Below are 24,120 nucleotides of genomic sequence, written 5' to 3' on the forward strand. Positions count from 1 at the left end.
AACATGCTATAGCCGTCACACGGCACAACCGAAGGGGAAAAGAAGCGGGATGCGTCAGGTGACGTACACGCCGGGCAGCAGCGTGGAGATCGACACGTCGAACGCGCGCGCGATCTTGTCGGCCGTGACGATCGACGCGATCGCCTCGCCGCGCTCGATCTCGCCGACATACGAGCGGTTCAGCCCCGCGTGTTCGGCGAGCTGCTCCTGCGACCACGTGCGCGCCTCGCGCAGCTTGCGCACGTTGGCGCCGAAGTGCTGGATCAGGTCGGTCACGTCGCCACCTGCGCGTCGGGCACCGGCTCGGCCGGCTCGACCCGCGCACGCGGCGCGGCGTTCGCTTCGCTGCGCAGCACGGCCTGCGTGACGTTGGCGCCGGCAGGCACGTCCTGCGTGAGCCACACGTTGCCGCCGATCACCGCGCCGCGGCCTATCGTCACGCGGCCGAGGATCGTTGCGCCCGCATAGATCACGACGTCGTCCTCGACGATCGGATGACGTGCGAGCCCTTTCTCCAGATGGCCGGCCGCATCGCGCGGGAAACGCTTGGCACCCAGCGTGACGGCCTGGTACACGCGCACGCGCTCGCCGATGATCGCGGTCTCGCCGATCACGACGCCCGTGCCGTGGTCGATGAAAAAGCCGCCGCCGATGCGCGCGCCCGGATGAATGTCGATGCCGGTTTCCGCGTGTGCCTGCTCGGCGATGATCCGCGCGAGCAGCGGCAGCCCGAGCCGGTACAGCTCGTGCGCGAGCCGGTGGTGGATCATCGCGAGGATGCCCGGATAGCAGAGCAGCACTTCGTCGACGCTGCCAGCGGCCGGATCGCCATGGAACGCAGCCAGCACGTCGCTGTCGAGCAGCCGGCGGATGTCGGGCAAACGTGCGGCGAACGCTTGCACGGCGGTGGCGGCCACTTCGTCGATCCGCGCGTCGGCGTTACGTTGCCGCGCCGCGTAGCGCAGTTCGAGCGTCACCTGCGCGAGCAGCGCGTTCAGTGCCGCGTCGAGCGCGTGGGCCACATGGAAGTTCTCGCTCTCCTGCCGCAGGTCGGGCGGCCCGAGCCGCATCGGGAACAGCACGCCCTTCAGCGCGCCGACGATCTGGGCGAGCGCCTCGCGCGCCGGCAGGTCGCGCCCGCCCGGTTCGAGCGAGCGCCGCTGCTTCTCGCGCCACGCGCGGCGCACGGTCTGGAGCGACTGAACGATGTCGTCGATATCGAATGCGGCCATGCTGACTTCTCCCCGTAACGGCCGTGACTCAGTCCTGCGCCCACGGCAGGCCGCGATGGCGCCAGCCATTGCGGTCGCCGCGATGCAGCCGTTCGTCGAGGTCGCCCTCGAACCCTTCGAGCACGTTGAATACTTGCGTGAACCCGCCTTTGGTCGCGGCTTCGGCCGCCTGCGCGGAGCGGTTGCCGCTGCGGCAGAGCAGCAGCACCACCGCGTCCTTGCCGGTCTTCGCTTCCAGTTCACGCACGAAGCGCGGGTTGCGCGTCAGGCTCGTGCCGGTCGCCCACGACACATGCAGCGATTCCGGCACGTGGCCGACGAATTTCCGTTCCTCCGCGGTGCGCACGTCGACCAGCAGCGCGTCGCCGGCGGAAAACAGGGCCCACGCGGCTTCCGGCGCCACGCCGCCCGCGTAGGGCGTGCCCGCCGATGCGGCCGCCGCGCGGGCGTCTTCGAGCGCCTGCTGGGCGGCGGTTCGTTGTTCCAGTGCAACCATCATCAAGCTTCCTTGTTCTCGCAGATTCGTATGACCCACCACGCCGGGAATGCGGCCGGTGCAGCTTGCTTGCTGTCTATAGCCGTCAGCGCCACTATGCGAGCGCGGTCCAGGAAGCTGAACCAATAAAAATTCATTTCCTAATCAGCGGCGTGCGAAATGCAATAGCAGACGCGCGCTATCGCGGCGGGTTCGTGCGGGGGATAGGAAGCGATGGCCGTTCGATGTCGTGCACGGAAGGTGATTGAAAGGTGAAAGGAGCGCGAGATAGCGAACGATGCGGCACGCGACGCGCGCCGCACGTTGTCATGGAATCCGAAATGGCATCGTGCACCGGTTTGAGTGGCGCACGCATCGACGCATCGATGAAGCACGACCGATGGACGCGGTGCAGCGCCGACGCGCCACACCCGTCACCGCATCAGGGCACCGGATCGCCCGGCACAACCGGCACGCCGCGCGCCTCGATATCGCGCCAGGCAAGCAGGCACAGATCCTCGCGATGATGCGCGGCGACCACCTGCACACCGACCGGCACGTGGTTCACGAGCCCCGTCGTCACCGCGAGCCCTGGCAGCCCCATCGCCGGCAGCGCACGCAGCGTGAGCTGCGCTTCCCATACGCGCTCGAACCCGTCCGGCCCCTTCCGATCGAGATCGTCGGGGAACGGCAGTTCCGACGACACCGGCAGCAGCAACACCGCGTATTCGTCGAGAAACAGCCGCCACTGCCGCGTCAGCGTGGCACGCCGGCGAGCGGGCCCGGATCGTCGCCGCGCGCGATCGCGCGATCGACTTCGTCGGCTTGCCGCCGCACGTCGTCGGGACGATGCTCGACCACCGCGTTGATCGCCGGATTCACCGCGTCGAGACGGGCGAGCGTGGCATCGGCCACTTCCCGCGCGGAGACTTCGCGGTGCCGCACCCGCTTCGCGATTTCGGTAGCGGACAGCTGCCAGAACTGTTGCGTCGTGATTCGTCCTCGTGAAAGGGCATCACAATCGCCGACGGCGCCGCGCATTATCCACATCGCGGCACCGCGTTCACTCACTGCGCATCCTGCTTCGCCCGTTCTGCAGCCGCGATGATCGCGTCGGCCACGGCCTTCGGCTGGCTCAGCATCGCGACATGGCTGCCGTTCACGCGCGTGACCGTCGCGCCGATCCGCTTCGCCATCGCCTCCTGCAGATTCGGATCGATCATCCGGTCCTGCGTCGCGACGACGAACGACGACGGCTTCGCATGCCAGGCGGCCTGCGTGACCTTCTCCGAAATGCAGCCACCGTACCACGGCCCTTGCGTCGCCGCGACGACGCGCTGCTGCACGGGCGGCAGGTCCGGCGCGAAATCCTGCGCGATCGCCTTGTCCGACAGCGTCGCGAAGCCAGCGGCGTCCTTGCGTAGTTCGCCGGCCCACGCCGGTGCCGGCAGCCCCTGCGTGACGTCGGCGATCGACTGGCCGTTGTCGGGCGCGAACGCGGCGACGTAGACGAGCGACTTGACCTTGTCGTTGTTGCCCGCGTCGCTGATCACGACACCGGCCCACGAGTGGCCGACCAGCACGACGGGCCCCTTCTGCGCGTCGATCGCGCGCTTCGTCGCTGCCGCGTCGTCGGCGAGCGAGCTCAGCGGGTTCTGCACCGCTACGACATGCAGACCGCGCGCTTCGAGCAGCGGAATCACGCGATTCCAGCTCGACCCGTCGGCGAACGCGCCATGCACGAGCACGACGTTCGTGCCCTTCAGGTCGTCCTTCGGCGCTGCCTGCGCCGCGACCGCACCGAACAACCCGCCGATCACCGCCGCGGACACCAGAACCCGTTTCGTCAAACCGACCATCGTCATGCCCCTTTCTGTCGTGTTGTTCATATCAAGTGTTGCTGATGCGACTGCGCCTGCGTCCGGCAGGCGCGCCAACCGATCACGAATGCGCGTACAGATCGTCGGCAGCCGTGCGTGAATTCCGTGCGGCACGCGGGTCGGCTGCGGCGTAGCGGCCGGCCGGCGTCGACGCTTTGGCCACGTTGTCGTCCTGCGACTTCGACGGGCCGTTCTGGTCCGAACGCGCGACCTGCTCCGCGGCGGCGACGGCGTTCTGTGCGGCGGCGATATCGTCCGGGTAATGTGCTTCGCTGCCGGCCGGGTTGTAGCCGGCCTGCTCGAGGCGGACGAGTTCGGCGCGCACGTCGGCACGCGTGAGGCCGTGGCCGGTATCGGCAAACGACAATGCGGGGAGGGAAGCGAGCACTGCAACTGCGAGGATTCGAGCGGCTTTCATGAGCGTTCTCCTGAGAGGAAGTTGGGTATCGATCACTTGGTGTCCGATGCGAACGTCTGGCACCGAACGTTTGCTGCATGTCGACAGTAGAACCGGCCCACGTATCCGGCATGTTTCCGAAACAGGGGGGTTGTGCAATCCGATGTTTCCGCAACGGCTCCAGATACAGTGCAATACAAACCCGCACAACAACGTACCGCTCGCCCTGCCTCCCGCCGCACAAAAAAGGCGTGCCTCACGTGGCACGCCTCTTCGTCAAACCGATCGCGTCAAGTCACATCAAGGCGCCAACCGCGTGAACACATAGTCGTGATTCTTCACGCGCGCCTGGTGACACGCGAAGCACGTCTGATGCTGACCGATATCGGCCGGCACGCCGCTGATGAAGCGCCCGAAACCCCAGCCGCCCGTCGACGCATAGCGGCGCGAATCCTTCACCATCACCTGCACGGTCGTCGCCTGGCCGGGCACCGTCGCGGGCGCGAACTCGTCGGACTGCTTGCGCTTGTACGCGAGCTTCACGAGGATCGTGCCGTCCGGAAACGGCAGCGTCGACTGTTCGAGCGCTCGGATCGCGACGGGGTTGCCGAGCACCACGCGCAGTTCGTCGAGCGGCGCCGCTTCCTCGGCCGGCGCGACCATTTCCCACTTCCGGTACCCGGGCGGAATCGTGACCCCGTGGATCGGCGACGCGGCCGGCTTCGGCTGCTCGGCAAACGCGGCCGGGCCGCTCGCCGACAGCGCGCCGGCCAGCAGGACGCCCGCGCCGAGCGCACGGCGCGCGCCGAGATGCAACACGCCAGCGGGTGCCCGCATCACAGATGCTCCACTTGCAGGATCGCATCGGCGAACGCCTGCGGCGCTTCCTGCGGCAGGTTGTGGCCGATGCCGCCGGTGATCGTCCGGTGCTGGTACTTGCCCGTGAACTTCTTCGCGTATGCGGCCGGCTGCGGATGCGGCGCGCCGTTCGCGTCGCCTTCCATCGTGATCGTCGGCACGGTGATCGCCGGACCGGCCGCGAGACGCCGCTCGATGTCGTCGTACTGCGCTTCGCCCTTCGCGAGCCCGAGGCGCCAGCGATAGTTGTGGATCACGACGGCCACGTGATCGGGGTTCTGGAACGACGCGGCACTGCGCGCATAGGTCTCGTCGGAGAACTGCCACTTCGGCGACGCGAGCTGCCAGATCAGCTTGTTGAACGCATCGCGATTCTCCGCGTAGCCGAGCGCGCCGCGTTCGGTCGCGAAGTAGAACTGATACCACCACTGAAATTCGGCCTGCGGCGGCAGCGGCTTGCGGTTCGCCTCCTGGCTGCCGATCAGGTAGCCGCTCACCGACACCAGCGCCTTCACGCGCTGCGGCCACAGCGCCGCGATGATGTCGGCCGTGCGCGCACCCCAGTCGTAGCCGCCGAACACCGCGCGGTCGATCTTCAGCGCATCCATCAGCGCGACGATGTCGACGGCCGTCACCGCCTGCTGGCCGTTGCGCACCGTGTCGGCCGAGCGGAACGTGGTCGCCCCGTAGCCGCGCAGGTACGGCACGATCACGCGGTAGCCGGCCGCCGTCAGCAGCGGCGCAACTTCCGCGTAGCTGTAGATGTCGTACGGCCAGCCGTGCAGCAGGAACACGACGGGGCCGTTCTTCGGCCCGAGGTCCGCATACCCGACGTTGAGCACGCCGGCGTCGATCTGGTGGATCTTGCCCAGCGACACGACGCCAGCCGCGCCTTTCGCCGTCGCTGCGGCGGGCGCCGACTGCGCGTGCGCCAACGCGCCGAACCCGAGGTCGGCCAGGGTCAGGCTGGCGAGCGTCGTACCCAGGATCAGGCGGCGTCGGGTGTTCACGGTATCAGGCATGACTCGTTCTCCATTGTCGATCGCTAAGGAAGGGGCCCGCGGCACGTGCGGACACTTCGGTATCGCCGTTCACGCCGGCGGTGCATGGCACCGCGCCGCTGCGTGAATCGCTTCACCGGTTTTATATCCGAACCATCCGGATGCTTTGTATCTCAACGTATCCGGGTTCGATCACGACACACGGCGATTCAAAATCGCACGCGAAACGATGCGTTTCGGGAGCCGTGCGGCACACGCGGCCCCGTGTGCCGATGCGTCAGAGCAGCTTGACGATCGCGGGCACGCTGAGCGCCGCGACGTAATACCCCATGAACTGCACGCCCGTGTTGAACGCGAACAGCCGCGACAGCATGCCGCCGAACAGGCCGACCGTGACGATCACCGCGAGCCCCAGCAGCTGCCCTTCCCACACGCCGATCACGACGATCAGCCCCGCGAAGGTCGCGATGATCGCGTCGTGGCTCAGCTTGCGCGCGACGAACGACGCCGCGCGGTGCGCGTGGTGCATCGCGAGCAGATACGCGATCAGCCCGGCCAGCAGGATCGACAGCAGCCCGTAGCCGAGAAACTCGGGCCAGCTCATCAGCGTATGCAGGTTGTGGATCTGCGCGCAGGCCGCACACCCTGCGATTCGTCGGCGACGGTCTCGCGGCCCGGCCAGCGCATCGCGGCGATGCGGCGGCGCAGGTCGACCAGCGCTTCATCGGGAATGTGTGCGGTGAACGGCCGTATGCCGTTGTCGCCGGTTGCCGCGTGAAGCGCGGTGGGCAGCATCGCGGTAACACCGGCGGCGACGGAAGTGGCCAGCAGGTGGCGACGCATCGGGGAAAACGGTGTGGAAGACATCGTTCGGCATCTCCTTTCGTGAGGTGGAAAGTGAACATGCCGCGCGCCCTGTCGCGCGTTCTTTCATTCGGGCGCGCGCGGGTCATGCGGCGTTGCCTATCTGAAAGGTCTGATGTATCCCGGATGTGTCTGGTTTGTTTGCGTTTGTCGCCGTGCTGCGGCCGTCGCCGTCAGGGCGCGATCCAGCGGCCTTCGTAGCCGTCGTCGTTCAGGTCGAACACCGCGCGGCGATGGCCGCTGCGCGCGAGTTCGAGCCAGTCGATGCGCGTCACCGTGACGTGGAGCAGGCAGAAATTTTGATAACCGTCGTCGGTGGCGGCGGCGCTTTGGCTCGCCGCGACGTGCACGTCTTCAGGCGACTCGATCGGCGTGCCCGGACGCAACGGTGCGCGATACAGCAGCAGCGTATGCGGACGGCTCGATTGCCAGATCGCGCGACGCTGCGCTTCGTCGTCGCAGATCGATGCGACGCCTTCCGCACGAATCTGCACGAGCGCATCGAGATCGTTCGCGACGATCGCGATGCGCGGATCGCGGCGCAGCTCCGCGACTTTCTCCGAACGCACGTCGGTATGGAACGACAGCTGACGATCGGCGCGGCTCACTTGCCGCAACACGATCGTGCGCACCTTCGGCGCGCCGTCGACGCCGAGCGTCGCGGCCTGCAGCATCGTGAACGGCGAGCGCTGGGTGCTGACGCCGGACTCGAGGCAGGACCACACACGATCGTATGTTTGCGTGAGCGATTCAGAAGCAGGATCGGACATGATGGCGCAGCAAGCCTGCGGGATTCGATCGCGCTAGCTTAACCGTTTCAGCGGCGGTGCTCGCGAAGCGCTTGCGGCTTTCGTTGCGAGTCCGCCGCCGCGTGGTTCAGTTGTAGCCGAGCACGACCGGCGCGGCGTCGCTCGTGTCGGTCGAATCCCCGCCGAAGCGGCCGAGCACGTCGGCGACGTACTGCGGCCCCGCGCTGATCTGCGACGACTTGTGCTCGACCGGACGGATATCGGCCATGCCCGGCGCTTCGTCCATCCATGCGGTGTCGTTGATGATGATGTTCATAGGTGTCTCCTCACGCGGCCAGAGCCGCACCATACGCGCGCACGAGGCGCGCCACGCCTTCCCGGATCGCATCGACGTCGGGCGCGGCGAACGACAGGCGCAGCGATGCGGCGTCGACGTTGTCCGCGAAGAATGCCTTGCCCGGCACGAACACGACCTTGTTCGCGATCGCCTGCTGCAGCAGCGCGTCCGACGACACCGCGCCGATCCGCGCCCACACGAACATCCCGCCTTCGGGACGATGGAACGTGATCGCATCGCCGAAGCCGTCGCGCAGCGCGTCGCACATCGCGTCGCATTTGCCCTTGTAAGCGGCCGTGATGCGCGGCAGATGGCGTTCGAGCGCGCCGTCGGCGAGATATTCGGCGGCGGCGGCTTGCGTCCACGGCGTGCTGCACAGGTCGACCGTCTGCTTCGCGATTACGCAGCGCCGCGCGATCTCGGCCGGCGCGATCGTCCAGCCCACGCGCAGCCCCGGCGCGACGATTTTCGACAGGCTCGCAAAGTGCACGATCCAGTCGCGTGAGCCTTCGACTTCACGGGTGAGTGCGAGCATCGACGGCACCGGTTCGCCCGCGAAACGCAGGTCGCCGTAGGGATCGTCCTCGACGATCAGGAAACGGTATTGCACCGCGAGACGCAACAGTTTCAAGCGGCGTTCACGCGTGAGCGTCGCGCCGGTCGGGTTCGCGAAGGTCGGGACCGTGTACAGCAGCTTCGGCTGCGCGATCGCGCCGGATGCGAGCTGCGATGCCAGGCGGTCGACGTCGAGGCCTGCGCCGTCGACGGGGATCGTGACGATACGCGCCTGTTGCAGTCGCATCGCCGACAGCGTTGCCGGGTAAGCCGGTTGTTCGGTCAGCACGACGTCGCCCGGGGCAACCATCACGCGCAGCAGCAGGTCGAGGCCCTGCTGCGAGCCGGTCGTGACGAGCAGTTCGGCCGGCGTGCACGTCACGCTGCGGCGCGCCATCAATGCGATCAGTTGCTGCTTCAGTTCGGCTAGGCCGTCGGTCGGGCCATATTGCAGGCAGCGGACCGGCTGCGCGTACGCGCGTTCGGCGGCGGTGTTCAGGCCGTCGACGTCGAACAGCTCGCTGGCCGGGTAGCCGCCCGCGAAGGAAATCATCCCCGGTTCGGAGAGGTATTTGAACAGCTCGCGGATCGGCGATCCGGCAGGGTTTTGGAATGAGGGCGTGAACGCGTACATGTCGTCGTGAGCTGGATGGCACGGACGGCCGGGATAGCCGACAGGTGCCGCCCCGCCGCGGTGCTTCTGGCGCGACGGCGGGGAATTCGAGCCACGATTGTCGATAGTCATTAACGCTGCGGCAAACGATATCTATGCACTAGGTCTTGCGGTTTGGTCATTAATTGAGGGGCAGTCGAGCGACATAGGGACCGCCATCAAACAGTCCGGGAACCCGCTCCCGACTCATTGCTTGTCAGAAAGTCCTTCTCCGATCTCGGTCGACGTCACTTGCGATCAGGCAGATCTTTCCCCTATCGATCTACCGAAACGCTGAAGGCCGGGTGCCTTGCATCATCAACTGGACGTCGCTGACCGGCGAAGCAGGTAGACTCTCGTCGGGGTTCGCGAGCTATGCACCTGATCGCACAGCAAGTAGCACAATTGCGAAACGAATAAATTCAGATATCGACATTCAGTTCATCTGTTGTGATGCGACAGATCGAGTGCTAATGAAAACTACTACAGACCAACGATTTCAACTTGTTTGTCACACCGGTTCCAGGATTCCGGCTGCAACGACCATGCGGGCAATATCTGCTATCCGCCTCGCCACGAGACCGGCCGTATGAGCGACTTCTTGAGCGATTCGGACGAGAGCGCCAAGATTGACGCGGCCAAACGGGACTTTCGCACGTGGCTGCATGAGACTGGCAAGATGAAGAGCACGGCAGACGCCTACGTCTCTGGCGTCAACGTTATCTCGGCGCACCACGGCACGAGCGTTTTCGGCATCGTTGATTCCGAGCGCCTCCTGAAGTTGCTGGACGACTACGGGAGCGGCGGTACGTTTCAGGACATCGGCAACCGCAATTCTGCAAACGTTCGAAGCGGCATCCGTGAATGGGTGAATTTCTGCCGCACACGTTCCACTGATCAACGCAGGGCAATGTCTGTCAAGTTGACGGAGGGCGCAATCAAGAACGGCTACATCACCGTCAATGGATCGCGAGACTTCTTTCCGCCGGATTTTGTCGCTGACGACACCGGAACCAGCCGTCGTCGATTCACATTGGTATGGCCCGACGGTCAGACCGTACAGACGTGTGTGCTGGCAAAGCACGGCCGTATCCAGGCACGCTTCAACAGTCGCTTCCAGGCATCGTACCGAGCCGGCACGGTTCTGGTCATCACACAGGACGCGACGAGCGACGAGATTTACCACATATCGGCTCGCATGGCCGCCCCGCCTTCTGAAACAGAGATGTCGACCACTATCAATCGCGTATCGGAAACCAATCTCAATCAGATACTTTATGGCCCGCCGGGGACAGGAAAGACATATCGTACGATTGAGGCCGCCGTTCGGATTCTCGACCCAGAGTTCTTCGACGCAAACCTTGGACTACGCAACGAACTCAAAACCCGTTTTGACGAACTGGCCGAAGAGCAACGCGTCCGTTTCGTGACGTTCCATCAGAGCTTCAGCTACGAAGATTTCGTGGAGGGGTTACGCGCCCACTCCGATGATAACGGCCAGATTAAATACAAAATCGAAGACGGAGTCTTCAAGCAGATTGTTCGTGATGCGAAGCATATCTCGGTAAGTAGCGTATCGACGATCGACATACCGAACGACGTGGCAATCTGGAAAATTTCGATCGGCGGCACAGGGCCTTCGCCAGTCAAAACCTACTGCCTGCAACATGGTGAAGCCCGAATCGGCTGGCCGGATCTTGGCGACATGCGCCATCAGACCGATGAGGGGCGTCGCTATTTCGAATCGCTCGGTACGAATGACCGGAGCACCGTCGGACTGTTCGCGAGAGAAATTGCGGTGGGCGACATCCTCGTCAGCATCGACGGCCAGGACAAGATCGGGGCAGTCGGCGTCGTCACGCGCGAGTATGCTTACGACTCGGAATCGGACTGCGATCCGCACTACCCGCATACGCTGAAAGTCGATTGGCTATACACGGGTCTAAACATCGCCGCAAAGCCCCTTAACGACGGCGCGATATTCGTTCAGAAGACGGTGTATCGGTTGACACGCTTCAAGTGGCCGTTGCTGCTTGATGCCATCATCAAAAGCGATGCACAACCGGCTGGTGACACACATCTCAACGCCATCGCCACCCAACGGCCGTACGTGCTCGTCATCGACGAAATCAATCGCGGGAACGTATCCCGTATATTCGGTGAACTCATCACACTGATTGAACCATCAAAGCGCTTGGGCAGTCACGACGCGCTCGAAGTCGTTTTGCCTTACTCGAAGGAGCCATTCGGCGTACCGGAAAATCTCCATATCATCGGCACGATGAATACCGCCGATCGCTCGCTTTCCGGGCTGGACATTGCATTGCGGCGACGCTTCTCCTTCGTCGAAATGGCGCCGCAACCTGAATTACTGGACGGCGTAGAAGTAAGCGGCATCGATATCGGCAAGCTGCTACGAGCCATCAATCGGCGCATCGAAGTGCTGCTCGATCGCGAACATTGCATCGGTCACGCCTACTTCATGCCTCTCGTCGATGCACCTGATCTTGATCGTCTGGCGAATATCTTTCAGCGTATGGTGCTCCCATTGCTGCAGGAGTACTTCTTCGAGGACTGGAAGCATATTCAATGGGTGTTGAACGACCATCGCAAGGATGCGGGCGCAGACCGATTCATCAGGGAAGTGCTGGTTGATACGGTGGAACTCTTCGGACACGTAGAAGGTCTCGAGCCGCGCCTGTCACGCTTCGAGATCAATCATGCTGCGTTCGGCCGGGCATCGAGCTATGCGTTGACGATCACCAGTGACGCGGTCCCGGCCACGGGCGTTAGCAAAACGATCGATGGTAGCGATACGCTCGATATGATGCACAGGGACGGCCAATGATCGATCATGTCGTCGTTCGCGAATATGCGCGGCTGACAACCTCGCAGGTATCGAAGCCGACGATCGACTACGCTCAAATTTCTCAGACCGCCTTCGAGTGGCTGTGCCGAATGGCCGGAAAGTTCCGCAGCGAAGGGGCTCGGTTACTTCAGGTCGACGGACGCGTCAGCCTGCAACTCGACAATTTCGTCGGCGTGTTGGAATCGCCATGCGGGCAAGTCATCGAGATCCTGCCCAAGCATGTCGATGGCAACGCCGGCGACGCAGACAGTCAATGTCGTGCTGCGCGGCGGCTATTGCGCAAACTGATCTCCACTGCGCTTGACCTGCCGGCGCGCGAAACCTCGGAGGCTGCGCTGGAGCGCTACGACGCACCGCTTTCGGAATGGGTCATTCGCCAGTTCCTCGACGCGGTAGGACGGCTCACCAAACGCGGCGTACGATCCGACTACATTCAGGTCGAAGAACAGCAGCGGTATCTGCGTGGACAGTTGCACGTCGCCCGCCAACTGCGCGCGCCAGTCCACCAACGTCACTTGTTCGAGATTCGCCACAGCGTCTTCGATCCGAACCGGCCCGAGAATCGCTTGATCCGGACGTGCCTGGATTTCACGCTACGTCGTACACGGGATCCTGATAATTGGCGGTTAACTCGCGAACTGGCGGATCTGTTTCGGGATATCCCGGCATGCCGTGATCCCGAGCAAGATCTGAAGAAATGGCGCAGTGATCGCCTGATGGCGCATTACGAAACCGTCAAGCCGTGGTGCGAGTTGATTCTTCATCGACATGTACCACTCGCGGTCCGCGGCGAGTGGCGAGGGATTAGCTTTCTCTTTCCGATGGAACGGTTATTCGAGCACCATGTGTACCAGGCGTTGAAGCGCCGGCTTGCCCCCGATGCGCAATTAACGACCCAGTCACGCCTTCATTCGCTGTGCATCCATCAAGAGAGATCGCTGTTTCAATTGCGCCCCGATATGCTGCTCAGTCTACAGAATCGCCGCTGGGTTCTGGACGCAAAATGGAAGCGCCTTGAGTCGTCCGATGCAGCGGGCAAGTATGGTTTGAGTCAGGCCGATTTCTATCAATTGTTCGCTTACGGTCATTACTATCAGAATGGCTCCGGCGATATGCTACTGATTTATCCCGCGTGGAATGGCTTCCGAATGCCGCTTCCGCCATTCGAGTTCCGCGGCGGGTTGAGAGTCTGGGCGCTTCCGTTCGATCTCGAAACAGACGAGCTGTCGCTTCCGGAAGTGCTCGCAATGCCCCTCCGCATGACCAAATTCGACCGGTACGAGCCACGGTCCCGTTAGACGCGCGCCGCCGCAAAAGGCCCGGCGACGTCGGGCCAAACAGATTGAGCCGCAGGCAGGATCCAGCTCGTTCCAACCGGAAAACACTGCACGATGCTCCTTTCGACGATTGCGTTGAGAACCACATAGTTCGCAGGTGCGACTGGCTGCGTCTTTCCGTCTGCGTCCGGCGCGTCGCCCGGCAACGGTTCCGCTCCAGCCTGAATAACTACGCCACCATCGATGTCGTAGAACGCAAACCAGTTAGGGGGCAGCTCGCTTCGAAGGGCAACCAACCCACCGACCGTCTCGAGCATCTGGTTATCGATCGCCGTCAACCAACCGACGGTTTTGATTTTGTCGCGCAGGCGCATCGCGCTGATCACCGGATCACCAACATCGAGCGCGATGTTGCGCTTCGATAGCCAATACTCGGTTGGCTCGTTCTCGTCGCACTCGGTCCGGCTCAGATTGACCGCATGGCAAGCGTAGCCGCTGAAGACGTTCAGACGACGGGAAAAGTCGACGAAGAGTTTCTGGAATGCTGCTGGACGCGCAAACAAGAAAGGGGCCGGAACCGAAAACGTACGCGTGCTCGCGCCTCCATCCGGCCTCTCCATCCGCTTCGGCAACCCGAAGACACGGAACTCCCACCGGCCGGCGTCCTTTGCCCTGTCGCCGGACGATACAGATTGCAGTGGCAGCTTGCTCGTCCGGTGCGTTGATCAGCGCGGTCTCGTCGATCTTGCCGCCCTTCAGTTTCACCGGTTGCCGACCATCACGCGCGAGCCATTTCAGCCGGTCGCCCGCAAATGCCGAGTAGTTCCGGAAACATTCCGCCATTGCCTCGCGAACATCGGCCTTATCGTCGTTCGGGAAAAATAGTGCGCCACACCATCCTCCCACGCTCTCTCAAGAAATCAACCGTCATCACCCCACCGCTGCCGTTCGGCCCGCCCCCATCCGAACGGCAGCGACCAAGATCCGACAATCAGTCGTGGCGATCACCGTGCGCAAACACCTTCTTCCCTTCAAAGGTTTCTTGCACACCCTGCTCGCAATTCGGCGGGCACTTTACCAAGCCGTCGGCGCTCTGGCCTGCCACGGTAACCGCCCGGTAGACAACGGATTCGATCAGCGTTCCGTCGGCAGCGACGACGATGTTCAGATCGGTCTCGACGCCGGCCGGCACGGCACCGCCGGTGGTATAGACGGTTTGCATGGTGCCGGTGCAATCGGAGTTCACCGTGTACGTTCCGGTCTGGTTCGGATTGAATGTCGTCTGCCCACCCTTCGGCAGCCCGCCGATCGCCCCGAAGTCGGTGCGTGAAAAATGGCTCGTGCCGTCGAACGTCACCAGGGCGACGTCATCGAGGATCGACGGCGCCGCATACGGATGCACCTTGCCGTCAGCGCCGATCAGTCCAAGAATCTCTCCGTGACCGATAAACCCAAACTGTCCCTTTAGGGTCGCGTTCGAGCAAAGGCCGTCGGCCTGCGCGGCACCACTGAGAGATAGGAGGGCAACAGCTGTTGCGGACCAAACACTTAGATGCTTGCTTTTCATGTTCATCTCCATGTCATGAATCGGGCGCTCGACTTGATCAAGCAGAGAGAATTGCTGCTTTATCGACCGCACTGCGCAGACTCGTTAGCAGGAGTCGAAAAACGACACGGCTTCGCTTCGCTACGATTGTTTGCGAAACGCCTGCCGCTCAGTTTCGGGATTTTGGTGGCAACGTATGACCGGCTTCCCGCGGCGTGCCGGACAGCACCCGTTGACTACCGATGGACAAGCAAACGCGCAGACGTGACGTCACCCGGCGCTCGGTGTGGCCGTACAGTTAAGCGGATGCTTGATGATAGAGACGTAGGGTGTCTAGACCGTGCGCGTGAAGCAAGTGTCCATAGTCGCCGCCTTCCTTCTCTTCATTCACTACCGACTGTCCCCGGGACACAACGCAGCCCACAACCTGGCGAGCAGGCGTTTTTGTTATTGATCGAACATAGACGTGCGCTTGCGGGATTACAAGGCGACGCCAAGTTCTTTTAGCAATTAAAAGACACTGAAATTCTTATAATTGAATAAATGTCGTTTTGATTATAGTTTTTAATAAACCATCTTATTATAGGAACAGAAACACATACGGCTCCGTCGGATTGCGCGAGTATGAAGAGAATGGACGTGCACGGAAACTCCGGACGAACGCAACGCGGCCGATCCCGACGTCGACGGTGCTGCAAACGGCCGATCTTGCGACTTTCATCACACGGGTCGAACGGCCGTTTGCCGGGTGGTGCGACAACGCGGCACCGAGCGCCCGGCAGCGGACGCCACGTCAGCGGGTGGTAATTTCGACGGCCAGGATTTCGAACCCGGGGTCGGCATTCGCGTTCGCCGCCTTTTTCGCTTCTTCATACGACAGAAAGGACATGGCCTCCTGAATCTCCGGTGCCATGCCGATGTCGCCGTCCTCGCCGGTGCAGAGGAACTGCTGGCCGGTCTTCACGACATAGATGGTCGTCGTCATGTCTCCCTCCGTGGTTTGCAAGGGGAACTTTCAGTCTAGCTTCCACGATTCCGTATGCAACCCCGGCAGCCGGTTACCCGCTGACCTGATGCACGTCGAAGCCACGCCGTTGCCGGCCGGCGCCCCCGAACCGCCAGCCGGTTCGATGGCTGGCGTGAGTCGTCCCCACGGATCAGGGTTGGCGTTTGCCGCGGCCACCAGCAGGTTTGCCGGCCGGCTTGCCTGAACCCGTCGCCGCCTTGCTGGCGGGTTTGCTACGCGGCTTTTGCACGCTGAACGGGCTGCCGCTGGACACGCCTGCCCCCTTACCCGCAGCCCCAGCGCGCGGCGCCACGGGCTTACGTTTGCTGTCGCCACCTTGCGGCCGCGTTTTTTTGCCGGACACGGGCATGGCGCCCGCCCCGGCTTGCGGCACTTTGGGCTTCTTCGGCTTTTTGGGCTTCTTGATGATCTGACCCGTCGCGCTGGTTTCCGGCACGCGGTGTTCAGCTTCAAAACCCGGCTCTTCTTCACGGCGCAGCGTTTGCCGGATCAGCGCTTCGATCGCGGCCAGTTGCGGTGCTTCATCGGCACACACCAGCGACACCGCCACCCCGCTGGCGCCTGCGCGGCCAGTACGGCCAATACGGTGCACATAGTCTTGCGCCACGATCGGCAGATCAACGTTGATCACCAGCGGCAGGTCGTCGATATCCAGCCCGCGCGCCGCCACATCGGTGGCGACCAGCATATTGACTTCGCCCGTCTTGAAGCGCTCCAGCGCACGCAGGCGCGCGGGTTGCGGTTTGTCGCCGTGGATGGTGTCGACCGCATAGCCCGCGTCATTCAACATCGCCGCCAGGTAATCCACGCCATTGCGGGTCTTGACGAACACCAGCGCGTGCTCCCAGTTGTTCTCGGCCACCAGGTGCATGAAGAGGTCGGGCTTGTTCCGCTTGTCCACCGGCACCACCCACTGCTTGATCTTGCTGGCCGTGGCATTGGGCGGGCTGACGCTGATATTGACCGGGCCGCGCAGAATGCCCGCCGCCATGGCGCGGATATCGTCGGTAAATGTGGCAGAGAACAGCAGGGTCTGGCGCTGGACGGGCAAGGCGGCAAAGACCGCGTTGAGTTCGCGCGCAAAGCCCAGATCGAGCATCCGGTCGGCTTCATCCAGCACCAGCGTCTGCACTTGGTCAAACTGCACTGCGTTCTGGCGGTTGAGATCCAGCAAACGGCCCGGCGTGGCAACGAGCACATCCACGCCTTTGCGCAACTTCATCATCTGCGGGTTGATACTCACACCGCCGTACGCGGCCAGGAATCGCAGGTCGAGGCCTTTGCCGTATTCGATAAAGCTTTGCAGCACTTGTTCAGCCAGTTCACGCGTCGGCACCAGCACCAGCACGCGCGCGCGGTTGCTGGACACCGCGGGGCCGTGTTGCACCAGCCGTTGCAACAGCGGCAGCGCAAAACCCGCCGTTTTGCCCGTGCCGGTTTGTGCCGCAGCCATCACGTCCTTGCCGCCGAGCACGGCAGGAATCGCCTTCGCCTGCACCGGCGTAGGCACCTGGTAATTGAGGTCCTGCAGATTGCGCAGCAAGGGTTCGATCAGGCCAAGCGAGGCAAAAGACATTGACGCGTTCCGGGCTAAAAACCGCAATTCTAGCGGTTACCGCCTGGTTGCGCCGGTCTGCCCTGCCGTCACCGTGCGCATGCGTTCGATACCGCCTGAAATGATGCAGGCGCAGCCACCGCGCGCAAACGGCAACGCCCCGCCAAACATGCACCGCCCTTCGCACTCGATGCATTCGACCGTCTCACACGCCACCCCGCCCCCGATTACCTAGGTAATTGACACGTATGGACCTAGGTAATTGGCGTCCCTACCATGGTTTTGCCACGCAACGAAACGCAAGCATAAAGAGGACACGACCATGACCACCCAGGACGTCGACACCCAAACGCTACGCCGCGTGATCGCCGCAGCGTCAATCGGCAATTTCGTCGAATGGTTCGATTTCGCCGCATACGGCTTTCTCGCCACCATCCTGACGCGAGAATTCTTCCCCAGCGGCGACCCTACCGTCGGACTCCTGAAGACATTCGCAGTCTTCGCGGTGGCCTTCGCCTTCCGCCCGCTGGGCGGCCTCATCTTCGGCGTGATCGGCGACCGCATCGGACGCAAGCGAACGCTCGCGCTCACGATCCTGATGATGGCCGGCTCGACCACGTTGATCGGCCTGCTCCCGACCTACGCGAGCATCGGATACTGGGCACCGTTGCTTCTCACGGTCATTCGCTGCGTCCAGGGCTTCTCCGCGGGCGGTGAATACGCGGGCGCATGCGCCTACGTGATGGAACATGCACCGCGCCGCCGCCGCGCATTCTTCGGCAGCTTCGTGCCGGTGTCGACCTTCTCGTCGTTCGCTTGCGCGGCGGTGGTGGCCTACCTGCTCGAGTCGTCGCTGTCGTCGCAGGCGATGATCGAATGGGGCTGGCGCGTACCGTTCCTGATCGCGGCGCCGGTCGGCCTCATCGGCGTCTACTTGCGTGTCAACCTGAACGAAACGCCCGCGTTCCAGGCACTCGAAGGCAAGCACGACGTTGCGCATGCCCCGCTGATGGAAACCCTGCACTCGCAGTCGTGGAATATCCTGAAGCTCGGTGCCTTCGTGTCCGTGACGGCGCTGTCCTTCTACACGTTCACAACCTATTTCGCGACGTACCTTCAAGTCGCCGGGCACCTGTCGCGCGGCACGTCGCTCCTCGTGACGGTCCTCGCCCTCCTCTTCGCGGCGGCGTTGTGTCCGCTCGCCGGCTTCTTCTCCGACCTCGTCGGCCGCCGCGCAACGATCGCCACCACCGGCGTCTTCATCATCGTGTCGGTTTATCCGGCCTTCTCGCTGGGCGGCTCGGGCGTGTTGTCGCAGTCGCTGATCGGCGTCGCGCTTCTGGCGATTGGCGCGGTGCTCTCGGGCGTGGTGACGGCACCGCTCATGTCGGAAGTGTTCGCGACGAAAACCCGCTATACCGCGTCGGCGATCACGTACAACCTCGCGTACACGATCTTCGGCGGTACCGCACCGCTCGTCGCCACGTGGTTGATCTCCGCGACCGGCACCAACCTGTCGCCTGCGTACTACCTGATCGCCGTGTCGATCTTCGCGATGATCGGCGGTCTGTCGCTGCCGGAAACGTCGAAGACGGCGCTCGAAGACGCCGGTCCGGCGACCGGGAAAACCACGCAGTCCGCCAAGCGCGGCGTCGAACGTGCCATTTGAGCACCTGTCCGCCTTCTGCATCCTGCCCACAAAAATCAACGCGTAGAGAGACGCCATGACCAGCCTTCACGATTCCAGCATCATCATCGATGGCCTGAACATTTCGAAATTCGAGCGATCGGTGTTCGAAGACATGCGCAAAGGCGGCGTCACGGCCGTCAACTGCACTGTCTCCGTGTGGGAGGACTTCCAGAAGACGATCGACAACATCGCGGAAATGAAGCAGCAAATCCGCGAGTACAGTGAAATTCTCACGCTGGTGCGCACGACGGACGACATCCTGCGCGCAAAGAAGGAGAACAAGACCGGCATCATCTTCGGCTTTCAGAACGCCTATGCGTTCGAGGACAACCTCGGCTATATCGAAGTGTTCAAGGAGCTCGGCGTCAATGTCGTGCAGCTCTGCTACAACACGCAGAACCTGGTCGGCACGGGTTCCTACGAACCGGACGGCGGGTTGTCCGGATATGGCCGCGAAGTGATTCAGGAGATGAACCGGGTCGGCATCATGGTGGACCTGTCGCACGTCGGCGCGAAGACTTCGTCCGATGCCATCGCCTGTTCGAAGAAGCCGGTCACTTACTCGCACTGCTGCCCGTCCGGCTTGAAAGAGCATCCGCGCAACAAGACGGACGATCAATTGCGCGAGATCGCGGAAGCAAACGGCTTCGTAGGCGTCACGATGTTCATGCCGTTCCTGCGACGCGGCGCCGACGCGACCATCGACGATTATCTCGAAGCGATCGAATACGTGATCGACGTGATCGGCGAAGACAAGGTCGGGATCGGCACGGACTTCACGCAGGGCTACAGCACCGAGTTCTTCGACTGGATCACGCATGACAAGGGCCGCTATCGTCGCCTGACGGAATTCGGCAAGGTCGTCAATCCTGAAGGCATTCGCACGATCGGCGAATTCCCGAACCTCACGGCCGCGATGCAACGCGCCGGCTGGAGCGAGTCGCGCATCAGGAAGGTGATGGGCGAGAACTGGCTGCGGGTATTCGGCGAAGTCTGGAACGGTTGAGTCGTTCATCGACCCCGTACCCGCCATGCAGCCTCAATTGCCCATCGACGTCGATCCGGACACCGGTGTCTGGATCACCGACGCACTGCCGATGCTGTACGTTCCGCGTCACTTCTTCACGAACAATCATGTGGCTGTCGAAGCAGCGCTCGGCCGCGAAACCTACGCGTCGATTCTTTACCACGCCGGCTACAAGTCGGCCTATCACTGGTGCGACAAGGAAGCCGAGAAACACGGTATCAGCGGCATGGCCGTGTTCGAGCATTATCTGAAGCGCCTGTCGCAGCGTGGCTGGGGCAGGTTCAGCATCGCCGAAGCCGATCCGTCGACGTCGCATGCGCGCATCCACCTGCATCACTCGTCGTTCGTACTGGCACAGCCCGGCAAGCATGGAAAGCTTTGCTACATGTTCGCGGGCTGGTTCGCCGGTGCGATGGACTGGGTCAACGACACCGCGGCCGACGCAGCGAGCAAAGGCCCGCGTGCGCATTCGGCGGAAGCCCGGTGTGCGGGCGAGGGACACGATTGCTGCGTGTTTCATGTCGGGGGACAATTTCTGCAGGCGCTACAATCAGACAGGAGTGAACCTGCCCGATAGCCCTGGTCCGAACCCGGTTCGGACCTGTCGACAAGATGCCGAACATGACCGACACGATGTCCAGTCTCGACTACGAAGATCTCTTCAGGCATCTGCCGGTCGCGGCCATCGTGGCCAGGGAGCGCGTCATGATCGATTGCAACGACAAAGCCCTGCAACTGTTCAGGGCGACACGCGACGACATCATCGACCAGTCGTTCGCGAAGCTCTATCCACAGCAGAAGGACTTCGCGACGACCGGCCGTCGCCTCGCGCCGCTGCTCGCGAAACATGCGGGGTTCAGCGACGACCGCATCATGCGGCGCATCGACGGCAGCCATTTCTGGGTCACCGTCTGCGGCTTCGGATACAACCCGAAGCGGCCCTTCGAGCTGGCTATCTGGACCTTCACCGACCTGTCGGGAGACGCAAAGCATCCGGACGTCACCAGCACGTTGACCGAACGCGAGCGCGACGTCGCGGCGTTTCTGGTTCACGGCCTGACCAGCAAGGAGATCGGCAAGGAGCTGAGCATCAGTCCGCGCACGGTCGACATCCATCGCGCGAGCTTGTTGAGAAAGTACGAAGTCCGAACGACACACGATCTCATCGCCTGCCTGCTGGCCTGAGCCGCGCGCGCAAGAGCGGCGTCCCCGCTCCGGACAAAAAAAGCCCGGCAAAGCCGGGCCAATCAGATTGAGACACTAGGAGAATCCCGCCCACCCCACACCGGGCGGACACGCCGCGCTACACGACGTTCTTTTCGACGATCGGCCGGTTTTCCAGCACACGCTCCCAGCCGAGCGACGACAGGTCGAGCGATTCGTACCGCCCACCCAAAATCAGTTCACTCACCCCGCGCCCCGTCGCGGGTCCTTGCTGCAGCCCGTGCCCGCTATACCCGTTCGCGAACACGACGTTATCGAGTTCCGGGTGATGCCCGATGATCGCGTTATGGTCGAACACGTTGTACTCGTAGTACCCGGACCAGCAGTTCTCCACGCGCAGCGCCTCGAACTCCGGCACGCGATTCGCGAGCGTCGGCCAGATCACTTCATCGAACAGGTCGTGATCGACCTCGTCGAGCGGCAGATCGTCGGGATCGCGATCGGGGCTCGGCGACGTCCCGCAGATATACGTGCGCCCTTCCGGCCGAAAATACACGCCCGTCGGATCGATCAGCAGCGGGCAATCGGTGAGCTTCGCCGGCGACGACACGTTGAAGATGCTGCGCCGCCGCGCATACACGGGAATGTCGATGCCCATCATCGACGACAGCGTGCGCGCCCACGCGCCGGCCGCATTGACGAGCGTGTCGCATGCATGACGCTCGCCGTCGCCCGTCACGACATGCGTGATCTTGCGATCGTCGCGAACCACGCCGGTCACGTCGGCCGGCACATACCGCGCCCCCAGCGCCTGCGCCTTCTTGCGCAACGCCTGCACGAGCCCGTAGCCGTCGAACCACCCTTCTCCGCTCACACCGTAAGCGCCCGACACGAGATCGTCGACATTCAGCCAGGGAAACTTCGCGCGCAGTGCATCGCGATCCATCAGGCGGATATCGGCACCGAGCTTCGTCTGCAGCGCATGGTTCTCCCGCAGCGTCGCGTCGCCTGCCGGCGTCGCGAGAAACAGGTAGCCGCCTTCATGCAGGTCGATCGACGGCCGGTTGCCGTCGACCTCGAGCCGCTCGCCGATATCGCGCAGGAACTCGATACCGAACAGCGACATCTCGATCGACAGCGGCGTCGAAAACTGCTGGCGAATCGACGCGGCCGACAGCGCCGACGACGACTTCGCATAGGTGGGATCGCGTTCGATGACGGTCACGGACACCGTCGGATCGGTAGCGCGCAGGAAATAGGCGATCGAGCTGCCGATCACACCACCGCCGACGATGACGACTTGAGAACTCACGACTGACTCCGGTTACTCGTAATGGGCGCTGCCAGCCGGCCGCGCCCGAAGGTTGTTCGTGCCGCGTCGCGCGCGGCGCCGTGCGTGCGGACCACCCGCTGAATCGCCCCCGACATGCGCCGCGATCGCATCCGATCGTTGCGGGTATTTCAGCACGTCCGGCGTCGCCGCGAAAGTCCGCGCGGGTGCAGGTGTTCAGTCCGTCGATTGCGTGGTGACGGGCTGCCACGCGGCGTTCTTCACTTCATACAGCGTCGAGCTCGGGTTCTTCAGGTCGCCGGTGCTGGTGAACGCGATCGTGCCCGTGATGCCGTCGTAGCGCGTGCCCTTCAGCGCGCCGTTGAAATCGGCCGGCTTCGTCGAGTTCGCCTTCTGCATCGCATTGATCGCGATCCAGGTCGCGTCGTACGCGAACGGCGCATACGCGAGCATGTCGACGCCGTACTTCTGCTTGAATTTCGTTTCGAACTGCTTGCCCTTCGCGAGCCGCGACAGCGGCTGTCCGTATTCCCACACGGCCGCGCCTTCGGCCGCGTTGCCCGCGAGCTTGATGAAGTTCGCGTTCATCACGCCGCCGCCGGCCAGAAACTGCGCGCGGATGCCGAGCTGGCGCATGCGCTTGACCAGCATCGCGGACTGCGCGTCGAGGCCGCCAAAAAACACCAGGTCGGCATTCGTGCTCTTGATCTTCGTGAGCTGCGCGCTGAAGTCGACGGCCTTGTCGTTCGTGAATTCGCGCGCGACGATCGTGCCGCCGTTCGCCTTCGCGGCCTTCTCGAATTCGTCGGCTTCGCCCTGGCCGAACGCGGTGCGGTCGTCGATGATCGCGATGCGCTTCGCCTTCGTCACGCTCGCCGCGTACGCACCGGCATTGCCGGCGTTCTGCGTGTCGGTGGCGATCACGCGATACACGGTGCCGAGGCCGGCGCGCGTGATGTCGGGATTGGTGGCCGACGGCGTGATCATCGGAATGCCGGCCTTCGCATAGATCTTCGATGCGGGCAACGTCGTGCCCGAATTGAAATGGCCGATCACGACGGCCACCTGCGCATCGGTCAGTTGCTGCGCAGCCTGCACGCCCACGCGCGGATCGCTCTGGTCGTCCTGCGACGCGACGACGAACTTGACCGGCTTGCCGCCGATCGTCGTGTGCGCGGCGTTCGCTTCGTCGACGGCCATGCGCACGCCGTTCTCGATGTCCTTGCCGTACGCGGCACCGCTGCCGGTCAGCGGCACGGCCACGCCGACCTTGATGACCGTCTCCTGCGCATGGGCGGCGCCCGTCTGGAACGCGAAGAGCGCAGCAGTCAGTGCAACGCCGGAAAGCGAACGAATGCGGAACGTCATCGGCCAATCCTTCATCTGTGGGTCGGGATGCGACGCGCGACTATCGCGCGTCGGCGACCTCCCGCGTGCCGGTGGATCCGTCGGCCGCCGGGATGTCGCGCAACGCGCGTCGCCAGCCGGTCGGTCGATCGCCGCGGTTCCGTCTCCGGAGAACCTGCCAGCGCGAAAGAGGTGAACCGATTGTGGGTAGCCAATACCCGTGCAGCAAACGAATTATCGGAACTATGTTGTGAGGATTTATCATCAAGTTCCGACGCTGCGGACGGTGCGCGGCCCGCGCGACGGCGGGCCGGGATCGGAAACGTC

22 protein-coding genes and 3 pseudogenes are annotated in these 24,120 nt (G+C 63.2%); 6 read left to right on the forward strand and 19 right to left on the reverse strand.

Annotated features, from left to right (window positions below):
* Window positions 1-54: 54 nt before the first annotated feature.
* From PI86_RS07405 to PI86_RS07470, 13 genes and pseudogenes are all read right to left on the reverse strand, one after another.
* Window positions 55-276, reverse strand: a complete 222-nt coding sequence (locus PI86_RS07405; RefSeq protein WP_014900338.1) for a helix-turn-helix domain-containing protein — start codon at window positions 274-276, stop codon at window positions 55-57.
* Window positions 273-1,232, reverse strand: coding sequence for a serine O-acetyltransferase EpsC (gene epsC / locus PI86_RS07410; RefSeq protein WP_039320432.1), 960 nt, complete (start codon window positions 1,230-1,232; stop codon window positions 273-275). The genes PI86_RS07405 and epsC overlap by 4 nt, the downstream gene beginning before the upstream one ends.
* A gap of 28 nt (window positions 1,233-1,260) precedes the next feature.
* Window positions 1,261-1,731, reverse strand: a complete 471-nt coding sequence (locus PI86_RS07415) for a rhodanese-like domain-containing protein (RefSeq protein ID WP_039320435.1) — start codon at window positions 1,729-1,731, stop codon at window positions 1,261-1,263.
* 418 nt (window positions 1,732-2,149) lie between these two features.
* A pseudogene (locus PI86_RS17905) lies at window positions 2,150-2,748 on the reverse strand (amidase family protein).
* A 26-nt stretch (window positions 2,749-2,774) separates the two neighbouring features.
* Complete coding sequence (locus PI86_RS07430; RefSeq protein WP_039320732.1) at window positions 2,775-3,566, reverse strand: alpha/beta fold hydrolase; 792 nt, start codon at window positions 3,564-3,566, stop codon at window positions 2,775-2,777.
* A gap of 82 nt (window positions 3,567-3,648) precedes the next feature.
* Window positions 3,649-4,005 carry a DUF4148 domain-containing protein gene (locus PI86_RS07435; protein ID WP_039320441.1) on the reverse strand — a complete coding sequence of 119 codons (357 nt, stop codon included), beginning with the start codon at window positions 4,003-4,005 and terminating at the stop codon, window positions 3,649-3,651.
* A 279-nt stretch (window positions 4,006-4,284) separates the two neighbouring features.
* Window positions 4,285-4,821, reverse strand: coding sequence for a cytochrome P460 family protein (locus PI86_RS07440; RefSeq protein WP_039320443.1), 537 nt, complete (start codon window positions 4,819-4,821; stop codon window positions 4,285-4,287).
* Window positions 4,821-5,864 carry an alpha/beta fold hydrolase gene (locus tag PI86_RS07445; RefSeq protein WP_039320445.1) on the reverse strand — a complete coding sequence of 348 codons (1,044 nt, stop codon included), beginning with the start codon at window positions 5,862-5,864 and terminating at the stop codon, window positions 4,821-4,823. The genes PI86_RS07440 and PI86_RS07445 overlap by 1 nt, the downstream gene beginning before the upstream one ends.
* 256 nt (window positions 5,865-6,120) lie before the next feature.
* A pseudogene (locus tag PI86_RS07450) lies at window positions 6,121-6,483 on the reverse strand (tripartite tricarboxylate transporter permease); the annotation flags it as partial.
* Window positions 6,471-6,710, reverse strand: a pseudogene (locus PI86_RS07455) (epoxide hydrolase N-terminal domain-containing protein); the annotation flags it as partial. The pseudogenes PI86_RS07450 and PI86_RS07455, both read right to left, overlap by 13 nt.
* A gap of 170 nt (window positions 6,711-6,880) precedes the next feature.
* Window positions 6,881-7,477 carry a pyridoxamine 5'-phosphate oxidase family protein gene (locus PI86_RS07460; protein ID WP_039320450.1) on the reverse strand — a complete coding sequence of 199 codons (597 nt, stop codon included), beginning with the start codon at window positions 7,475-7,477 and terminating at the stop codon, window positions 6,881-6,883.
* A gap of 106 nt (window positions 7,478-7,583) precedes the next feature.
* The gene (locus PI86_RS07465) at window positions 7,584-7,772 is read right to left on the reverse strand and encodes a hypothetical protein (RefSeq protein WP_039320451.1); all 189 of its coding nucleotides are present in this window, start codon (window positions 7,770-7,772) and stop codon (window positions 7,584-7,586) included.
* A gap of 10 nt (window positions 7,773-7,782) precedes the next feature.
* A complete protein-coding gene (locus PI86_RS07470; RefSeq protein WP_039320454.1) occupies window positions 7,783-8,982 on the reverse strand; it encodes an aminotransferase-like domain-containing protein in 1,200 nt (399 codons plus the stop codon).
* 607 nt (window positions 8,983-9,589) lie between these two features.
* On the opposite strand from PI86_RS07470, the gene PI86_RS07475 reads away from it, so the two are divergent.
* Both PI86_RS07475 and PI86_RS07480 read left to right on the forward strand, forming a co-directional pair.
* Window positions 9,590-11,848 carry an AAA family ATPase gene (locus PI86_RS07475; RefSeq protein WP_052319389.1) on the forward strand — a complete coding sequence of 753 codons (2,259 nt, stop codon included), beginning with the start codon at window positions 9,590-9,592 and terminating at the stop codon, window positions 11,846-11,848.
* A complete protein-coding gene (locus PI86_RS07480) occupies window positions 11,845-13,167 on the forward strand; it encodes an McrC family protein (RefSeq protein ID WP_052319390.1) in 1,323 nt (440 codons plus the stop codon). Before PI86_RS07475 ends, PI86_RS07480 begins: the two co-directional genes overlap by 4 nt.
* On the opposite strand, the gene PI86_RS15675 is transcribed toward PI86_RS07480, so the two are convergent.
* The 4 genes from PI86_RS15675 to PI86_RS07500 all read right to left on the reverse strand — a co-directional run bounded on the left by PI86_RS15675 (window position 13,164) and on the right by PI86_RS07500 (window position 17,295).
* Window positions 13,164-13,778 carry a type VI immunity family protein gene (locus tag PI86_RS15675; RefSeq protein ID WP_442854569.1) on the reverse strand — a complete coding sequence of 205 codons (615 nt, stop codon included), beginning with the start codon at window positions 13,776-13,778 and terminating at the stop codon, window positions 13,164-13,166. The genes PI86_RS07480 and PI86_RS15675 overlap by 4 nt on opposite strands.
* Before the next feature lie 359 nt (window positions 13,779-14,137).
* Complete coding sequence (locus tag PI86_RS07490) at window positions 14,138-14,713, reverse strand: hypothetical protein (protein WP_039320736.1); 576 nt, start codon at window positions 14,711-14,713, stop codon at window positions 14,138-14,140.
* 772 nt (window positions 14,714-15,485) lie between these two features.
* Entirely contained in the window at window positions 15,486-15,677 is a 192-nt protein-coding gene (locus tag PI86_RS07495; RefSeq protein ID WP_039320455.1) for a hypothetical protein, read from the reverse strand.
* A 172-nt stretch (window positions 15,678-15,849) separates the two neighbouring features.
* Window positions 15,850-17,295, reverse strand: coding sequence for a DEAD/DEAH box helicase (locus PI86_RS07500; RefSeq protein ID WP_039320458.1), 1,446 nt, complete (start codon window positions 17,293-17,295; stop codon window positions 15,850-15,852).
* Between the two features lie 301 nt (window positions 17,296-17,596).
* On the opposite strand from PI86_RS07500, the gene PI86_RS07505 reads away from it, so the two are divergent.
* From PI86_RS07505 to PI86_RS07520, 4 genes are read left to right on the forward strand one after another with little or no spacing between them, the layout of a single operon-like run.
* Window positions 17,597-18,943, forward strand: coding sequence for an MFS transporter (locus PI86_RS07505; RefSeq protein ID WP_039320460.1), 1,347 nt, complete (start codon window positions 17,597-17,599; stop codon window positions 18,941-18,943).
* A gap of 55 nt (window positions 18,944-18,998) precedes the next feature.
* The gene (locus tag PI86_RS07510) at window positions 18,999-19,970 is read left to right on the forward strand and encodes a dipeptidase (RefSeq protein WP_039320463.1); all 972 of its coding nucleotides are present in this window, start codon (window positions 18,999-19,001) and stop codon (window positions 19,968-19,970) included.
* A 25-nt stretch (window positions 19,971-19,995) separates the two neighbouring features.
* A complete protein-coding gene (locus tag PI86_RS07515; protein ID WP_039320465.1) occupies window positions 19,996-20,568 on the forward strand; it encodes a DUF5943 domain-containing protein in 573 nt (190 codons plus the stop codon).
* Window positions 20,569-20,603: 35 nt separating this feature from the next.
* Window positions 20,604-21,176, forward strand: a complete 573-nt coding sequence (locus PI86_RS07520; protein WP_014900360.1) for a PAS and helix-turn-helix domain-containing protein — start codon at window positions 20,604-20,606, stop codon at window positions 21,174-21,176.
* A gap of 118 nt (window positions 21,177-21,294) precedes the next feature.
* Here the strand turns inward: PI86_RS07520 and PI86_RS07525 are convergent, their stop codons facing one another.
* Both PI86_RS07525 and PI86_RS07530 read right to left on the reverse strand, forming a co-directional pair.
* The gene (locus tag PI86_RS07525) at window positions 21,295-22,467 is read right to left on the reverse strand and encodes an NAD(P)/FAD-dependent oxidoreductase (protein WP_039320468.1); all 1,173 of its coding nucleotides are present in this window, start codon (window positions 22,465-22,467) and stop codon (window positions 21,295-21,297) included.
* A gap of 195 nt (window positions 22,468-22,662) precedes the next feature.
* Complete coding sequence (locus tag PI86_RS07530) at window positions 22,663-23,814, reverse strand: branched-chain amino acid ABC transporter substrate-binding protein (protein WP_039320469.1); 1,152 nt, start codon at window positions 23,812-23,814, stop codon at window positions 22,663-22,665.
* Window positions 23,815-24,120 lie beyond the last annotated feature (306 nt).

It is taken from the genome of Burkholderia sp. A9 (genome assembly GCF_000801975.1).

Excerpts from the sequence above, each read along its gene's own strand:
- epsC (WP_039320432.1), bottom strand. The coding sequence starts at position 1,232 with ATGGCCGCATTCGATATCGACGACATCGTTCAGTCGCTCCAGACCGTG.
- PI86_RS07415 (WP_039320435.1), bottom strand. The coding sequence starts at position 1,731 with ATGATGGTTGCACTGGAACAACGAACCGCCGCCCAGCAGGCGCTCGAA.
- PI86_RS07430 (WP_039320732.1), bottom strand. The coding sequence starts at position 3,566 with ATGGTCGGTTTGACGAAACGGGTTCTGGTGTCCGCGGCGGTGATCGGC.
- PI86_RS07435 (WP_039320441.1), bottom strand. The coding sequence starts at position 4,005 with ATGAAAGCCGCTCGAATCCTCGCAGTTGCAGTGCTCGCTTCCCTCCCC.
- PI86_RS07440 (WP_039320443.1), bottom strand. The coding sequence starts at position 4,821 with ATGCGGGCACCCGCTGGCGTGTTGCATCTCGGCGCGCGCCGTGCGCTC.
- PI86_RS07445 (WP_039320445.1), bottom strand. The coding sequence starts at position 5,864 with ATGCCTGATACCGTGAACACCCGACGCCGCCTGATCCTGGGTACGACG.
- PI86_RS07460 (WP_039320450.1), bottom strand. The coding sequence starts at position 7,477 with ATGTCCGATCCTGCTTCTGAATCGCTCACGCAAACATACGATCGTGTG.
- PI86_RS07465 (WP_039320451.1), bottom strand. The coding sequence starts at position 7,772 with ATGAACATCATCATCAACGACACCGCATGGATGGACGAAGCGCCGGGC.
- PI86_RS07470 (WP_039320454.1), bottom strand. The coding sequence starts at position 8,982 with ATGTACGCGTTCACGCCCTCATTCCAAAACCCTGCCGGATCGCCGATC.
- PI86_RS07475 (WP_052319389.1), top strand. The coding sequence starts at position 9,590 with ATGAGCGACTTCTTGAGCGATTCGGACGAGAGCGCCAAGATTGACGCG.
- PI86_RS07480 (WP_052319390.1), top strand. The coding sequence starts at position 11,845 with ATGATCGATCATGTCGTCGTTCGCGAATATGCGCGGCTGACAACCTCG.
- PI86_RS07490 (WP_039320736.1), bottom strand. The coding sequence starts at position 14,713 with ATGAAAAGCAAGCATCTAAGTGTTTGGTCCGCAACAGCTGTTGCCCTC.
- PI86_RS07495 (WP_039320455.1), bottom strand. The coding sequence starts at position 15,677 with ATGACGACGACCATCTATGTCGTGAAGACCGGCCAGCAGTTCCTCTGC.
- PI86_RS07500 (WP_039320458.1), bottom strand. The coding sequence starts at position 17,295 with ATGTCTTTTGCCTCGCTTGGCCTGATCGAACCCTTGCTGCGCAATCTG.
- PI86_RS07505 (WP_039320460.1), top strand. The coding sequence starts at position 17,597 with ATGACCACCCAGGACGTCGACACCCAAACGCTACGCCGCGTGATCGCC.
- PI86_RS07510 (WP_039320463.1), top strand. The coding sequence starts at position 18,999 with ATGACCAGCCTTCACGATTCCAGCATCATCATCGATGGCCTGAACATT.
- PI86_RS07515 (WP_039320465.1), top strand. The coding sequence starts at position 19,996 with ATGCAGCCTCAATTGCCCATCGACGTCGATCCGGACACCGGTGTCTGG.
- PI86_RS07520 (WP_014900360.1), top strand. The coding sequence starts at position 20,604 with ATGCCGAACATGACCGACACGATGTCCAGTCTCGACTACGAAGATCTC.
- PI86_RS07530 (WP_039320469.1), bottom strand. The coding sequence starts at position 23,814 with ATGACGTTCCGCATTCGTTCGCTTTCCGGCGTTGCACTGACTGCTGCG.